Source organism: Streptomyces sp. M-16, from assembly GCF_052114405.1.
GTDB lineage: Bacteria > Actinomycetota > Actinomycetes > Streptomycetales > Streptomycetaceae > Streptomyces.
The window spans coordinates 240,405-256,019 of record NZ_JBFRER010000001.1 but is presented as its reverse complement, the minus strand read 5'-3'; the positions used below and the strand labels follow the sequence as shown (position 1 = coordinate 256,019).

Annotated in this window: 10 protein-coding genes; 2 read left to right on the top strand and 8 right to left on the bottom strand. The window is 75.1% G+C overall.

Going from position 1 to position 15,615, the window contains the following annotated elements; all coding sequences use genetic code 11:
* The coding region (locus AB4039_RS01090; protein ID WP_442269744.1) for an ATP-binding cassette domain-containing protein at nt 1–368 on the top strand (368 nt) is incomplete at its 5' end.
* Nucleotides 365–2,224: an ABC transporter ATP-binding protein gene (locus tag AB4039_RS01085; protein WP_442269743.1), complete on the top strand. Its 1,860-nt coding sequence runs from the start codon at nt 365–367 to the stop codon at nt 2,222–2,224. The genes AB4039_RS01090 and AB4039_RS01085, both read left to right, overlap by 4 nt.
* An 8-nt stretch (nt 2,225–2,232) precedes the next feature.
* Here AB4039_RS01085 and AB4039_RS01080 read toward each other — a convergent pair whose 3' ends face one another.
* From AB4039_RS01080 to AB4039_RS01045, 8 genes are all read right to left on the bottom strand, one after another.
* On the bottom strand, nt 2,233–3,357 hold the full coding sequence (locus tag AB4039_RS01080; protein ID WP_266846077.1) for a cytochrome P450: 1,125 nt from the start codon (nt 3,355–3,357) through the stop codon (nt 2,233–2,235).
* Between the two features lie 173 nt (nt 3,358–3,530).
* Nucleotides 3,531–4,841, bottom strand: coding sequence for an aminotransferase-like domain-containing protein (locus AB4039_RS01075; RefSeq protein ID WP_442269742.1), 1,311 nt, complete (start codon nt 4,839–4,841; stop codon nt 3,531–3,533).
* Nucleotides 4,838–6,232 carry a (3,5-dihydroxyphenyl)acetyl-CoA 1,2-dioxygenase DpgC gene (gene dpgC / locus AB4039_RS01070; protein WP_442269741.1) on the bottom strand — a complete coding sequence of 465 codons (1,395 nt, stop codon included), beginning with the start codon at nt 6,230–6,232 and terminating at the stop codon, nt 4,838–4,840. The genes AB4039_RS01075 and dpgC overlap by 4 nt, the downstream gene beginning before the upstream one ends.
* Nucleotides 6,229–7,017: an enoyl-CoA-hydratase DpgB gene (gene dpgB / locus AB4039_RS01065; RefSeq protein ID WP_442269740.1), complete on the bottom strand. Its 789-nt coding sequence runs from the start codon at nt 7,015–7,017 to the stop codon at nt 6,229–6,231. The genes dpgC and dpgB overlap by 4 nt, the downstream gene beginning before the upstream one ends.
* 23 nt (nt 7,018–7,040) lie before the next feature.
* Nucleotides 7,041–8,102 (bottom strand): 3,5-dihydroxyphenylacetyl-CoA synthase DpgA, encoded by a 1,062-nt coding sequence (gene dpgA / locus AB4039_RS01060; RefSeq protein WP_266846024.1) that lies wholly within the window; start codon nt 8,100–8,102, stop codon nt 7,041–7,043.
* 59 nt (nt 8,103–8,161) lie between these two features.
* Entirely contained in the window at nt 8,162–9,325 is a 1,164-nt protein-coding gene (locus AB4039_RS01055) for a glycine amidinotransferase (RefSeq protein ID WP_266846023.1), read from the bottom strand.
* Nucleotides 9,326–9,649: 324 nt separating this feature from the next.
* Nucleotides 9,650–11,887, bottom strand: a complete 2,238-nt coding sequence (locus tag AB4039_RS01050) for an FUSC family protein (RefSeq protein WP_442269739.1) — start codon at nt 11,885–11,887, stop codon at nt 9,650–9,652.
* Nucleotides 11,888–12,032: 145 nt separating this feature from the next.
* Nucleotides 12,033–15,509 carry a M28 family peptidase gene (locus tag AB4039_RS01045; RefSeq protein ID WP_442269755.1) on the bottom strand — a complete coding sequence of 1,159 codons (3,477 nt, stop codon included), beginning with the start codon at nt 15,507–15,509 and terminating at the stop codon, nt 12,033–12,035.
* Between the last annotated feature and the right edge of the window lie 106 nt (nt 15,510–15,615).

The following is a 15,615-nucleotide window of genomic DNA, read 5'->3' as shown; positions in this document are numbered from 1 at the left end:
CCGAGGACGTGGTCGACGCCCTGCCCGATCGGCTGGGCCAGGAGACCGCCGGCGGAAGGGAGTTCTCCGGCGGGCAGCGCCAGCGGCTGCGGCTCGTGAGGGCGTTGATGACCGATCCGGAGGTGCTGGTGCTGGTGGAACCGACGAACGCCCTCGACGCGCACACCGAGGGGCGGATCGCGGCCCGGCTCGGACCGCACCGGAGCGGACGCTCCACGGTCGTGTTCACGAGCAGTCCGCTGCTGTTGGACCACACCGACCACGTGGTCTACGTGGAGGACGGGAAGGCCGTCGCCGAGGGGCCGCACCCGGAGCTGCTGTCGGATCCCCGGTACCGGTCGGCCGTCATCCGGGAGGCACTCGCGTGAGCGTGGGGACGGAGGAACGGACACTGCCGGTCGCCTCGCAGCGCGAGGTGCGCGCGTACGCCCGCCGGACGGCGCTGCGCCATCGGGGCGAGCTCGCACGGGCCCTGGCGCTGCACGCGCTGGCGGCCGTGTCCGGTCTGGTGGCCCCCCAATTGCTGGGCCGGCTCGTGGAGGACGCCGCCGACGGTACGGCGGAGATCGGGCGGGTGGCCCTCGTGATCTGCGCGGCGGTGACCGCGCAGGCCGTCCTCACCCGCTTCGCGCTGCTGGCCTCGCAGCGCCTGGGCGAGAGCGTGCTGGCGCGGCTACGGGAGGAGTTCGTGGAGCGGGTACTGGCCCTGCCGACGCGGACCGTGGAGCGGGCCGGATCGGGCGACCTGGTCACCCGCACCACCCGGGACATCGACGTACTGGCGCTGACCGTGCAGCGGGCGGTGCCCGACACCCTGGTGGCGGGCACGACGATCCTGCTGACGCTCGGCGCGGTCTGCCTCACCGATCCGCTGCTGGCGCTGCCCTGCCTGGTCGCCGTGCCGGTGCTGTGGCTGTCCACCCGCTGGTACCTGCGGCGGGCGCGGGCGGGCTACCTGCGGGCCAACGCCTCGTACGCGCGGCTGTCCGACGGGCTCGCGGAGACCGTCACCGGGGCGCGCACGGTGGACGCCCTGCGGCTCGCGGAGCGCCGGCACGCGCGGACCGACGGGGACGCGGCCGCCTCGGAGGCGGCCGAGCGGCGCACGCTGTTCCTGCGGTGCGTGTACCTGCCGGTCGCCGACACCGGATACGTCCTGCCGGTGGTGGCGACGCTGCTCGTCGGCGGGCTGCTCTACGCGGACGGGCGGGTCTCCCTCGCCGCCGTGACGGCGACCACCCTCTACATGCAGCAGATCATCGGGCCGGTGGACACGCTGCTGTTCTGGATGGACGAACTCCAGGTGGGCGGCGCCTCGTTGGCCCGGGTGCTCGGAGTGGGTCCCACGGCCGGCGGGGGCGCCGGGCCGGCGGCCGGAACGGGAACGGGGCCGGGAACGGGAACGGGTACGGGAACGGGAACGGGTACGGCCACCGGGACGGGAGCGGCGCGGCCCGCGGGGTCCGGGGCGGGTGGCGGTCCCGGGGTGCTCGCGCTGCGCGGCGTGCACTACGCCTACCGGGACGGCCGGGACATCCTGCGCGGGGTCGACCTGCGGCTGGCTCCCGGGGAGCGGCTGGCCGTCGTCGGGCCGTCCGGGGCGGGCAAGTCGACCCTGGGACGGCTGATCGCGGGGGTGCACCCGCCGGACCGCGGCAGCGTCACGCTCGACGGGGCCCCCGTGCTGCCCGACCGTACGGGGGCCACCGCACGGCGGGACGTGGTGCTGGTGACGCAGGAGTACCACGTGTTCAGCGGCACCCTGGCGGACAACCTGCTGATCGCCCGCCCGCAGGCGGGGCCGGAGGAACTGGAGCGGGCGCTGCGGGCGGTGGGGGCCGGGGAGTGGGCCTCGGCGATGGGGCTCGGGTGCCGGGTGGGCACCGGGGCGACGGCCCTGTCGCCGGCCCAGGCCCAGGAGCTGGCGCTGGCCCGGCTGGTGCTGTGCGACCCGCGGGTGGTGGTGCTGGACGAGGCGACCGCGTTGCTCGACGGCCGCAGCGCGCGGGCGCTGGAGCGGTCCCTGGCGGGCCTGCTGACCGGAACGGTGGTCTCCATCGCACACCGGCTGCACACCGCGCAGGACGCGGACCGGGTGGTGGTGATGGAGGAGGGCCGGATCTCGGAGGCGGGCTCGCACGCGGAACTGGTCGCGCGCCGGGGCCCGTACGCGGCACTGTGGACGTCCTGGCACGGCGGGTCCGGAGCCGCGCCCGCGGGCTGAGGGAGGGGTCACCAGGTGACGGGCAGCCGGTGGACCCCGTAGAAGCCCATGTCCGCGCCGAGGGGCACCTCGGCGGCCGGCACCGCCGTACGGAGCCGGGGGAAGCGCGCGAAGAGGGCCGGGAAGGCGATCCGCATCTCGGCGCGGGCCAGGTTCTGCCCGATGCACTGGTGCACGCCGTGCCCGAAGGCCAGGTGCCCGGTGGCGCGCCGGCCGACGTCGAGGCGGTCCGGGTCCGGGAAGCGTCCGGGGTCCCGGTTGGCGGCGGGCAGGCAGACCGTGACGGACTCCCCCGCGCGCAGGGTCCGCCCCGCCAGCGTGACGTCCTGCGACGGGGTCCTCGGCACCCCGAAGTGGAAGATCGTCAGGTAGCGCAGCAGCTCCTCCACGACGGTGTCGGGCGGGACGGCGCCGGAGGTCAGCCGGGCCAGCTGGGCGGGGTGGCACAGCAGGGCGAACGCGCCCAGGCTCAGGGACCCCGCGGTGGTCTCGTGGCCCGCCGACAGGAGCAGGGCGCCGAGGCCCGCCGTCTCCGCGACCGTGAGGGTGGTGTCCGCCGCGAGGCCGGCGAGCAGGCCCTCGGCTGCGGCGCCCCGCCGTCCGCGCAGGACCAGGGCCGTGAGGTAGGCGTCGAGCTCCCCCATGGCGGAGGCGGCCTGCTCCGCGCTCGCGTCCAGGCTGAAGAGGGTGGCGCTGTGGCGCTGGAAGTCGGCGCGGTCCTCGTACGGGACCCCGAGCAGCTCGCAGATCACCAGCGAGGGCACGGGCAGGGCGAAGTCGGCCACCAGGTCGGCGGGGGCGCCGCGCCGGGCCATCGCCGTCAGGTGCCGGTCCACGATGGCCGTGATGCGGGGTTCGAGGGAGCGCATGCGGTGGGCCGTGAAGGCCCCTGCCAGGCGCCGGCGCAGCCGGGTGTGCTCCGGGGCGTCCATGTCGACCAGCCAGCCCGGCAGCGCGGGTGCGCCGTAGAAGGGGTCCGTGCCCGGGCGGGCGACGGGGACCCGCTTGAGCTCGGAGCGGGCGCTGAAGCGGGGATCGGCCAGGACGGCGCGGGCCGTCCCGTACCCGGTGACGAGCCAGCCCAGGTGTCCGTCGGGGTAGCGCAGGCGGGTCAGGGGGGATTCCTCGCGCAGGGCGGCGAGTTCGGGCGGCGGGTCGAAGGGCGCGGTGCGGTGGACGGGGAGCCGGCGGGGCTCCTCGGGGTCCGGGGGCCGCGGGGGCCCCGGCGTGCGCGGAAGGTCCGCGGAGCCCGGGGGGCGCGCGGGGCACCGGGGATGCGGGAGGTCCCGTGCGGGGCCGGGGGCGGTCACGGCCGGGCCTCGGCGCGCAGGAGGGCTCCGAGGCGGGCCGCCCCGATCTCGATCCGCTCGGGTTCGAGGTAGCTGCACGACAGGCGCAGCGCGCGGTCGCCGCCGTCGCCGAGGTAGAAGGGCGCCATCGGGGTCCAGAGCACCCCGTACCGGGAGGCGGACACCCGCAGCAGTGCCGCGTCGGCGCGGACGGGCAGGGTGACCCGGACGAAGAAGCCGGCTTCGGGACGGTTCCAGGTGATGCCGGGCGGCAGTCCCCCGGCGGCCTGCCGGTCGAGGGCGTCCAGCAGGTGGGCGAGGTTGCGGCGGTAGAGGGCGGCCCGGCGGCTGACGGGGCCGGCGAGCGAGCCGCCGTGTTCCAGCAGCATGCCGCCGATCAGGGCCTGGCAGACGGGCGAGGTGTTGACGGAGACCATCGTCTTGAGGCGGGCCAGCCCGGCCGCGAGCAAGGTGGCGGAGCCGTCCGGGGTGCGCACGCCCTGGTCGGCGACGACGTAGCCGACGCGGGCCCCCGGGAAGCAGACCTTGGCGAAGGTGCCGATGTGGACCACGCGGGCCTCGGTGTCCAGGGCCTTGAGCGCGGGCAGTTCGCGGCCCGGGGCGGCGGTGAACCCGTAGACGTTGTCCTCCAGGACCAGGAACTCCTCCTCGGCCGCCAGGCGCAGCAGCCGCAGGCGGGCGTCGAGGTCCATCCGGTTGCCGCCCGGGTTGGAGAAGTCGGGGGCCACGTAGCAGGCGCGGACGCGGCGGCCGGCGCGGCGGGCGGTGCGGCAGGCGGTGCGCAGAGCGTCCAGGTCGGGGCCGAGGTCGGTCTCCGGGACGGCCTCCAGGCCGATGCCGAGGAGGTGCGCGGCGCCGGTGACGCCGACGAAGCAGGGTTCGGCGACGGCCAGGACGTCGGTCGCGGAGCGGAAGAGGGCGCGCAGGACCAGGAGCAGTGCCTCCTGCGCGCCGACGGTGATCACCAGGGCCTCGGGGGCGGCCCGGATGCCGTGGTCGCGGTGCAGGGCGTCGGCGACGAGGTGGTTGATCAGCCCGCGGCTGGGCCCGTACTCGTAGAGCAGGCGGCGGGCCGCGTCGGGCGGGTGGCCGAGGTCCTGGACCGCGTGGGTGAGGAAGCGTTCCAGGTGGCGGCCGAGGTCGATGTCGGCGTAGGAGCGCGGGTGGGGTGCGCCGGGGGCGAAGGACACGGCGCGGGGGTGGCGGGCCATGATCTCGTTGAGGAACCCGACGGCGACCGGGGCGGGACCGTCGAGGGAGGGGTGCAGTTCGGCGGGGTCGAGGTCGAACGCGCGGGGCCCGCTCACGTGCCGGATCCGGTACGGGACCTGCGGCGTTCCACCTTGGCCAGGACGTCGGGGCTGTGGATGCGGGCGGCCTGGACGACAGCGAACTCGGCGAGGTGGGTGCGGAAGGCTTCGAGGGGTTCCTGCGCCAGGGCGAGCATCCGGCGGTTGGCCGCCACGGCGGGCGCGGCGAGTTCCCCGACCGCGCGCTCGACGGCCGCGCCGACCTCCTCGGGGGGCACGGTCTCGTCGCAGACCAGGGCGGCGTCGGGCTCCCCGGCGGTGAGGCGGCGGCCGGAGAGGACGATCTGGCGGGCCGTGCGGGCTCCGGTGAGGCGCGGCAGGCGCAGGTTGGCGAGGCCGGGCACGATGCCCTCGTCGGCGGCGGGCAGGCCGAGCAGGGCGCCCTCGGCGGCGATCACCCGGTCGACGACCAGCAGGAGCTGCATGCCGCCGCCGATGGCGAAGGCGTCGACGGCGGCGATCCAGGGCTTGCTGACGAGGGGGCCGCGCCAGCCCGGGGAGCCGGTGAGCAGTCCGCGGGCGATCTTGTGGACGTAGCCGAGCTCCCGGCCGAGCAGGAAGTCGACGTACGAGATCGCGCCCGCGTGCAGGTCCTTCAGGTTGATGCCGGCGCTGAAGACCCGGCGGCCCGCGTGGCGGGAGTGGGTGACGGGGCCGCCGCGCAGGACGCCGACGTGGACGGTGTCGTCGAGGAGGGCGAGGTCGACGGCGGTCTCCAGATCGGCGATCAGCCGGTTGTCCTCGGCGTTGAGGCAGTGGCCGTTGTGGAAGGTCAGGTGTGCGGCGGGGCCCCGGCGTTCGAGGCGGACGGTGGGGAGGTCCACGGTGCCGGTGCGGCGGAAGCCGTCGAGGAGGGCGGCCGATCCGGGGGCGGGACGGAGCATCGTCTCGATCAGGTGCGTACCGGCCCGCGGGGAGCGCAGCACCGCGCCGAAGAAGATCCCCTGGTCGATCTCACGGCCTTCCTTGTGGGCCTGGAGGCGGCCGGCCTCCTCGGCGAGAAGGGCCCGGCCGGGGACCAAGCCGGGGAAGCGGACGGCCGCGGTCCGCGCCAGTTCGGCGAGGCGGGGGCGGCGGGTGCGGCGGGCGGTGAGGAGGTCGTAGACGGTTTCGGCGTGGTGGTCCAGGAAGGCGTGGCGGGCGTCGCGGCAGGTTTCGTGGATCCGGGCAGCGTGCCGGGAGGCGGCCCCGTCCCGGTCCGCGGGGGCGGGGAGGGCCGCCAGCAGGCGTTCCCCGTCGGCGCAGAGGGCGGCCAGCGCGGCGGCGTCGGCCGCGAGGTCCCCGGAGGCGGCGGCGGCCGGCCCGGGGACGGACGGGACGGGGACGGACGCCGCGGAGCCGGACGGCGCGGGGCGGTCCGCCGGGCGGGCGGGGTGGGGAGGGGTCACGGGCGGGCTCCCGGGGCGTCGGACGGCCCGTCGGGGTCGCCTTCGAGTCGGCCGTCCGGGTCGCCGTCCGGGTCGCCGTCGGCGTTGCGGGCGGCCGTGGCCGCGAGACGACGCAGCTCCCGGTCGCAGGCGGCGAGGTGGGCGCCGACGGCGTCGCTGTACTCCGAGGAGGGGGCTTCGAGCAGCAGGGCGCGCCGTACGGCCAGTTCCCGGTCGGAGATGCGTCCCATGAGCACGGTGGCCGTGTGGGCGGCTTCGGTGAGGTCGGCCGAGATCTGGTCGACGAGGCCGAGTTCGAGGGCCCGGTCGGCGCCGAGGGCGTCGCCCCACAGCACGATCTGCCGGGCGCGGGCGCCGCCGAGCTGCCGGGCCAGGCGGTAGACGGCCAGGCCGGGCCAGAAGTGCCCGTCGTTGACGGGGAGCAGCAGCCGCAGGTCGGGGGCGGCGATGCGGAAGTCGGTGGCCAGCAGCAGGTCGAGGGCCGGGCCGCCGCAGGGCCCGGTGGCGACGGCGAGGGCGAGGGCGCCCTGGCGTTCGAGGCGGTGGACGGCCTTCTCCCAGCGGCCCACGTCCCGGACGTCGACCTCGCCGGGCCAGGAGCGGGGGTGGTGGGGGGCGGGGAGCAGCCGCAGCAGCAGGACGAGGCGTTCGGGGCGGGCCGCCTCCAGCAGGTCGCAGGCGGTGTCGAGGGCGGCGGTCAGCTCCGGCAGGGGCCGGGTGCCGTCGACGTCGAGGGTGAGGGCGAGTCCGTCCGCGGTGCGGCGCGGCGTGCCGTCGGTCCGCATGGTCAGGTCTTCCTTCCGTCGTGTCACCAGCGGGCCAGGGCCATTTCGATCGTCGACCCCGGCCCCATCGTCATGAGGACGCCGTGGTCCCCCGGTCGGGTCCGGTCCTCGGCCGCCAGCCGCTGGTAGGAGAAGAGGAAGGAGCCGCTGGAGAGGTTCCCGTGGTCGCGCAGCACCCCGGTGGTGTGGCGGACGTCGTGGCGGGTGAGGCCGAGGTTGACGCGTACGGCGTCGATGACCTTCTTGCCGCCGGAGTGCACGATCCAGTGTCCGACGCGGGACGGGAGGACTCCGGAGTGGCGGAGCAGCCGGGCGAGCGCCTCCTCGGCGTGCGCGCCGACCACGTAGGGCACCAGCGGGTCCAGGGCGAAGCTGAACTTGCCGTGGTCCTCGTCCCAGTCGTAGCGCATGGCGTCGACCGCCTCGGGGATCGTCCGGCTGGAGAAGCGCAGGAGCGCGGGGCCTTCGGGGGCGGGGCGGCCGGCGGCGGGCGCGGTCACGGCGACGGCCGCCGCTCCGTCGCCGAAGAGGCTGTTGACGACGGCGGAGCGCAGGGTGCCGTCGAACACGTAGGCGGCCGAGCAGACTTCCACGCACACCATCAGCGCGAGTTCGCCGGGGTGCGTACGGGCCCAGCCGGCGACGGAGCCGAGGGCGTTGAGTCCGGCGTTGCAGCCCATGCCGACGACGTCGAGGCGGGAGCAGGCGGTGTCGATGCCCAGGTCCCGCAGGAGCAGCGCGGAGAAGCCCGGGGTGAGGAAGCCGGTGGAGGTGACGCAGCACAGGTGGCGTACGTCGGCCGGGGTGGCGCCCGTGTCCCGCAGGCAGGCCTCGATCGCCGCGCGGCCGAGGGCGAGTCCCCGCAGCCGGTGTTTGCGCAGGAGTTCGCCCTGTGACTCCACCGCGCGGGTGCCGTCCGGGCGGGCGGGCGGCAGGCTCAGGCCGCGCCGGTCGATGGCGCTGTTGCGGAAGAGGGACCGTACGCGCGGGTCGGTGATGGCGAAGGCGTCCAGCAGGTGTTCCTGGGTGTAGGTGGTGTCGGGCACGGCGGTGCCGACACCGGTGAGCCGTGCGAGGGCGGGCACGCCGTCCCCTCTCCTGGTCGGGTGCGGTGGGTGCGGTGGGGTGCGGGGCGGGGCTCCCGTCAGCCGAGGTAGTCCTCGGGGCCGGCGGCGCGGACGGTGTCGAGAGTGAAGCAGTGGAAGCCGCCGCCGAAGAGCCTGCGGTGGCGGTGGCGTACGGGCACGACGGTGAAGCGGTGCTTCTCCAGGGTGCGCATCAGTTCCGGGCAGGCGTCGTTGACGAGTACGGTGTCGGGCCCGGCGGACAGGACGTTGAGGTCGATGTAGGGGCTGGTCAGGACCAGGTCGTCATCGTCGTACCGGGGGAAGTCGTCGCTCTCCGGGGCCGGGGGGACGATCAGGTCCCAGGAGCGGAGGGCCTCGGGGAGCTTCTCGGCGACCGCGCGGGAGCGCACGAGCAGGGTGCCGGGGCGCAGGGCCAGGACCATGCTGTCGATGTGGCTGTCGCTGAGGCGGTGCACGCGGTGGAGGCGGAAGCGGCCTTCGAGGTGGCGTTCGAGCCAGTCGCAGGCCAGCGCGTGGTTGGCGGTGGAGACGTTGACGACCATGTCCCGGCCCAGGCGCAGGACCTGGGCGCCGTCGAGCATCATCTCCAGGCCGACGTCGTACGGGGACGGCCGCGGGTCGGCGATGGGTTCGGTGGGGCCGCCGAGCGTGCTCTCGCGGGCGTAGGACAGGTCGAAGGAGGCGTCGGTCATCAGCGGGCGCGGCATGACGGTCCAGCGCGCGCCCTGCTCGAAGTACCGCTGGAAGACGGGGGTGAGGAACTGCGTCTCGAAGTAGCGGGAGCGGATCATCGGCGGGGTCTCGATGATCTCGTCACCGGCGATCAGCGTGTTGTCTCGGACGTTGAGCGGGGGTACCACGGAGGCGGACCAGGCCGGGGTGCGGACCTCGGCGGTGGTGGGGTCCACGGGGATCGGGCGGTGGACGGTGACGGAGAGCGCGGCCAGGGTCGCCGCGATGCCCTCGACGTCCTCGGCCAGCTCGTCGACGTACCGCTGCTTGATGGCGACGCGGCCGCGCCTGCCGGGGTCGGGGCGCCCGGCGGGGGTGAGGCGCGGGTAGTACCACTCGGCGCGGGTGGAGGGGGCGTTGTCCTCGGCGATGTTGTCGTGGAAGAACAGGTCGAAGGACAACTCCCGTTCGTGGGAGGTGTAGTTGAGTGCCGATCCGACGATCACCTCTTTGAGGGGCGACCACTCGTCGAAGCTGTGCAGCGGCATCGGGTCCTCCGTCGGTCGCGCCGGCGCCCGGGGCACGCGAGGGCGATCCGTGCGTGCCGGACGAGGGTGGGACACACAGCGTCCGCCGCGCGCGGAGCGGCCGGTAGGGCGCCTGCGCGGGGTCCCGCCCGGTTTCGGCCAGGCCCGCGGGCGCACGGACGGGGCGGGGGCGGCGGCCGGTCCGTCGCGGCGGCGGCGCTGCGGCCTGGGGCTCTTCGGGGGAGCGGGCGGTGGGCGCGGTGGCGGGCCGCGGGTCCCGGGCGCGTGCGGGCAGGGCGCGGCCGTACCGGGATGTGTCGCAAACCCGACGAAGCGGCCGTCCGGTTACGGGTGTCGCCCCGGCCGGTCCTCGACGGCGTGGGCGGCGGCCATCCGGCCGAGGTCGGCGGTGAGCGAGTCGAGCCAGGCCGTGACGGTGAAGAAGAGCGGGGGTGCGTCGCGGGTGGCGTCCGAGGGCTCGGGGCCGCCGGGCTGCGGGCCCTCGTCGGCTTTCACCCGCGCCACGGGGGGCCCGCCGCGGCCGCCCCTCGGTACGTCGAAGCGGGCGGCGGCCATCGCGAATCCGTCCGCCACCCAGACCCCGTACGACCTGACGCGGCTGTCGGCGCGGTCGTCCGGAGCGGGCTCCGGCTCCCCGGCGGCCTCCAGGACCCGGCGGGCTCCCCAGAGGACGTGGTGGCCGGCCATGAGGGCGCTGTGCCAGTCGGGGCCGGGGCCGGCCGGATGCTGGGCCTCGCCCTGGAACTGGGCGTAGGCCGTCTCGGCGAGGAGCAGCGCGTGCTGGACCTCCCCGTCGTCGCGGACGGCCGGTGGTGTTCCCGTTCCCGCCGTCACGGCGCGCGTGGTGGCCGCGACCTGCTCGGCGGCGCCCCTGAGCATCCTGGCCACGGCACGGCCGAGTTCGTCGTGGGCGCCCTTCGGCCAGGCGAGGAGTCCGCACAGCATGCCGATGACACTGCCGATGAGCACGTCGAGGAAGCGGACCTCGGCGAGCTGCCAGGTGGCGGCGGACAGCTGGGCGAAGACGACGGAGACGACCAGGGTGAACATCGCCTGCATCCAGCCCACGCCCCGTACCGGGCCGACGCAGAACGCGACCAGCATCAGCGGCGGCAGCAGGATCGCGCACGGCAGGGTCGCGCCGTCCGCGAGGGCGAGGACGACGCCGGCGGCGAGGGCGCCGATGAAGGTCCCGGTGAGGGCCTGGCGCACGGTGGCCCGGGTCTGGACGGCCGTGGTGCGGGTCAGGGACAGCACGGCGAGCATCGCCCAGAAGCCGTGGGGCAGGGTGTCCAGTCCGGCCACGGTGCGGGCCACGGCGAGCGCGAGGCTGATGCGTACGGTGTTCTGGAAGTGGACGGACCCCGGTTCGGCATGTCCCGCGAGGCGGATCCACCAGAGCCGCAGGGGGTGCGCACCCGCGTACCAGAAGCGGCCCTCGGTGGTGTCGGGTACGGCCGCCCGCCCCCGGACGGCGAGGTCGGCCGCCCGGCCCAGGACCAGGGCGGCGTCCGCGATCTCCACCAGTGCGGCGTGGCGCCTGCGGTCGATGGGGGCGGCGGGCTGGAGGACGGCGGTCCGTTCCCGTGCCGTGTGCAGGGCGCGGGCCGCCGCCCCGGCCTCCGCGGGTGCGGGATCCCCGTCGAGGAGGACGGCCGTCTCCCGGGTGGCCGCCGCCACCGAGCCCAGCAGGGCCAGTCCCGCGGGATCGGGCGGGGTGCCGGAGCCGGGGGCGGGCAGGGCGCGCAGCCGGGCCAGGAGGGTGCGTGCGGCGAGGCCGGTGTGCGCCAGCGCGCGCTCGCGCAGGCCGGGGCCGGCCGGGCGCTCGGCTTCCGGCACCCGGGACGGGCGTACGGCCTCGCCGGCGGCCGCGGCCTGGCGGGCGACGTCCGCGGGCAGGTCGTACGGCGGCCCGCGCAGGGCGGCGGCACAGCGGGCGGCGCTGCGGGCGGCGGCGGCGGCCCGTTCCCCGTAGGAGGGTGGGCGGGCGTCGGGCAGGACGAACGCCTCGGCGAGTACGGCCAGCGCCAGGCCCACGACGGTGCCCGTCAGCCGTTCACCGAGCGCGTCCGGGGCGTACGGGGGGAAGCAGGGCAGGATGTACAGCAGCTGCAGTCCGGGGGACGCCCCCGCGGGGCGGGGCCCGGCGGCCGCGACGAAGGCCAGGCAGAAGCCGATGACCAGGGTGCCCGCGACGGCGGTCCAGGTGCGCACGGCGAGGAAGGTGCCCAGGGTCACCAGCAGGCAGCCAACGGGCACGAGCTTCAGCATCACGGCGGCCCGCTGGCGGCCCGTGCCCGGAATCCGGGCGAGGGCGGCGATGGACACGGCGGAGAACAGGGCGTAGGTAGCGCCGACCGGGCGGTCCAGGGCGTAGAGGAACACGTAGAAGCCGGTGCAGGCGGCCAGGGTGACGCGGACGGCCCGGCGCCCGGCGGCGGCCGTCGGGTCGGTGCCGGTGCGCAGCCGTTCGAGCGCCCGGGCGGGGCGCCCCGGCCGGCGCGGTGCCGTGCGCGGCGCGGCGCCGGTGGCGCCCTCGCCGTCGTGCGTCTGCGTACCCATCGCGACTCCGCCCGCCCCGTATTGCTCGGTCCGGCCCCCGTTTCAGGGTCCCACCGAGGGCCCGGGACGGCAGCCCCGGGCAGGGGCCCGCCCGGCCTCCCCCGTGCGGGGGCGGCCGGGCGGGCCGGTCGCATGCGGGCGGGGTTCAGCTCACCCGGAGGGTGACGTCGTCCACGACGTAGGAGGTCTGGAGCGACTGGTCCTCCGTGCCGAGGAACTGGAGGGTGACGGTCTGCCCGGCGAACCGGGAGAGGTCGTACGACTTCTCCGCGTAGCCGGTGTGGGCGTCCACGTTGGAGAGGGTCTCCAGGGTCTGGCCGCCKACCGACACGGTGAAGCGGTCGTAGACCACGTTCTCGGTCTCGTCGGTGTCGATGTGCAGGAAGAACGAGAGCCGGTACGAGGAGCAGCCGGCCGGGATCGTCAGGGACTGGGCGGCGCTGTCGGTGTGGGAGGAGCCCCAGCCGTTGAGCCACGCCATGGAGCTGCCGGAGTGCGCGACCTCGCCGGCCTGGTTGGTGATGACGCCCGTGGTGGCGTTCCAGGGGCTGCTGCCGTCCTCGAACCCGCCGTTGGCCACGACCTGGGCCGGGGTGCAGGTGCCGCCACCCCCGCTGACGGTCAGGGTGTAGGTGGTGGTGTGGGTGACGGTGCCCGATCCGGTGACGGTCAGGGTGTAGGTGCCGGGAGCGGTGTTCGCGGCGACCTGGACGGACAGGGTGGAGGAGCTGCCGGACTGCACCGAGGACGGGCTGAGGGTGGCGCTCGCGCCGGCCGGGGCGCCCGAGACGGTCAGGGCCACGGTCTGGGCCGCGCCGCTGACGGTGGTGGTGCCCACGGTGGTGGTGGCGGAGCCGCCGGGGGCCGCGCTGCCGGCTGCGGGGCTGGTGGCGAGGGAGAAGTCCTGTGCGGGGGTCTGGCCGCCGACGGCCTGCTTCCACACGGTGTACGCGACGCCGTCGGCGCTGCGGTCGAGGACGGTGGCGCTGATGTTGTCGGTGGTGTCGCAGGCGCTGTGGTAGCAGGAGTCGTAGGCGGCGTTCGCGCTGCCGCCCCACTTGGCGGCCTGCGCGGCGGTCTTGCGGGCGTCGGCGCCGGCCGCGTAGCCGGAGGTGGGAATGCCGGCCTGCTGGAAGGAGTAGTCGTCGCTGCGGCCCTGGCCCTCGGTGTTCTCCTCGGGGGCGAGGCCCAGGGAGGTCCAGTACGCCTTCAGCGGGGCGGCCGTGGTGGAGTTGACGTTGTTGATGAAGTAGCCGCCGTTGGGCGAGCCGACCATGTCGAAGTTGTAGTAGCCCTTGATGGCGGCGCGTTGGGCGCTGTCGAGCTGGTCGACGTAGAACTTGGAGCCGTTGAGGCCCTGTTCCTCGTCCGTCCACCAGGCGAAGCGGACGTGCTTGGTCATCGCCGGGTTCTTCTGCGCGAGGACGAGGGCGTTCTCCAGCAGGGTCGCGGAGCCCCAGCCGTTGTCGTTGATGCCGGGGCCGGCGGAGACGCTGTCGAGGTGGGCGCCGAACATGAGGGTCTGATCGTCGGGGCCGCCGGGCCAGTCGGCGATGAGGTTGCCGGAGGGGTAGGTGCAGGAGGTGCAGCTCTGCTCGGTGACGGTGTAACCCGCGGCCGTCAGCTTCCCCTTGATGTAGGCCAGGGACTGGGTGTGGCCGCCGCTGCCGGCGCGCCGGTTGCCGCCGTTGCGGGAGGCGATGGTGCCCAGCCGGGTCAGGTGGGCCTGTACGGCGGCGACGTCGATGTCCGGCGGGTCGGTGCCGGGGGTGGTGCCGCCGACGTTCAGTACGTAGTCGACGGTGTGGGAGGTGCCGGTGCCCTGGCCCTTGACGACGACGGTGGAGGCGCCGGGCGCGGCGTTGGCGGTGGCGGTCAGGGTGAGCACGGAGGACTGGCCCGACTGCACGGTCGCCGGGTTGAAAGAGGCGCTCACCCCGGCGGGGAGGCCCGTGGCGCCGAGGGTGACCGACTGGGCGTTGCCGGTGGAGGTGACGGTGTTCACGCGGGTGGTGACGGAGGCGCCCTGCCGGACGGTGCCCGAGGACGGGTCCAGGGTCAGGGTGAAGTCGCCGTTCTGGCCGCTCGGGGTGCAGGTGGGGTCACCGGCCTGGGCGGGGACGCTGATGGCGTCCCAGGCGGCCTTGGTCCTGGTGAACAGGTCGCAGGTGGCGTCGAGGGACTTCGCCGAACCGAGCGTGGCCGTACGGTACTTCTTGTACGACATGCTGCTGGTCTTGAGCAGCATGCCGCCGTAGAAGATCTTGCCGGCGTTCTGGATGCCGACGCCGGTGAGGGTGCTCTGGTTGCAGGTGCTGCTGGCGGGCTTGCCGCCGCCGGGGTTGGTGCCCTCGGCCAGCAGGTAGAACCAGTGGTTGAGCGGGCCGGCGGCCGCGTGCACCTCGGTGCCCGGTATCGCGGAGCTGTAGCAGGCCGGGTCGTTGTTGACGGCCGGCGGGTCGTACATGTTGCGGATCGGTCCCCGGCCCTGGAGGTTGATGACCTCGCCGACGGTGTAGTCGGGGGTGTCGTACGGGGACGGCTCGTTGACGTACGCCTCGGTCAGCGCGCCGAAGATGTCGCCGGTGCCCTCTCCGAGTCCGGCTTCCTGACCGCTGGTGCCACCGGGGGTGTTGCTGTCGATGGCGTGCCCGTACTCGTGGGCGACGACGTCCACGCCGGCGATCCACTCGTTGGCGCTGTTGTGGCCGATGGTGACCGAGCTGCCGTCCCAGTAGGCGTTGAGGTCGCCGAGGCCGACCTTGCCGGGGAAGCTGCGGCCGTTGCCGCTGACGCCGTTGCGGCCCAGCCACTGGCCCAGCATGTCCCACTGCTTCTGCGCGGCGAACATCAGGTCCACGCAGCCGGTTTCCTTGGCCGTGGGGTTGCCGGTGCCCCAGGCGTCGGAGGACTTCGAGAAGACGCTGCCGGAGCTGTAGTCCGCGCAGCTGAGCCCGGGGCGGTTCGGGTCGCGCAGGCTGTACGTGCCGCCGGAGCCGGTGGTGTCGATGGTGACGGGGCCGGGGCCGTTCCACTTGCTGTTGCCGGTGCCGGCGACCACGTCGTCGTAGGTGTCGACGACGGATCCGGTGCGGGCGTCCACGAATGCGTGGAGCCGGCTGGGCGCGGTCCGGGTGCGGCCGGTCAGGACGGTCTCCCAGGCCACGACCGGCTTGTCGTCCTTGAGGCGGACCACGAGGCGGCTGTCCTCGGTCCTGTCGACCGTGACGAGCCTGCCGCGGGCCGTGGACTCGGCGTCCTTCGCCGTGACCGTGGGGCCGGTCGCGACGTCGATGCGGACGGAGGAGGCGGACTGCAGGGCGCGGACCTTGCCCGCGCCGTCGGCGAGGACGACGGCGTCGCCGCCGACGACCGGCAGTCCGCGGTAGCTGCGCTCGTAGGCGACCGAGTAGAGGTCCTTCAGCCAGGGCGTGACCAGGCGCCGTTCGTACCGTTCCTGGGCGGAGTTGACCAGGGCGTCCAGGCCACTGGCGACGGCCCGGTCGGCGGCGGCGACCGCGCGCGCGGCGGGGGTCTCCCGGTCGGCCGGTCCGGTCCGGTCCCGCTGGGCGGCCGAGGCCGTTCCGCTGAGGGCTCCGGCGAGGCTCGCGGTCAGCGCCATCGCCGCCACGCTCGCCGTCCATCTGGTGGGGTGCAACGTCCACTCCGTTCGTGGGGGTGAGTGCTCGTTCGCCGCCGAGTATGGATGTGGACATGACGAGATTGAG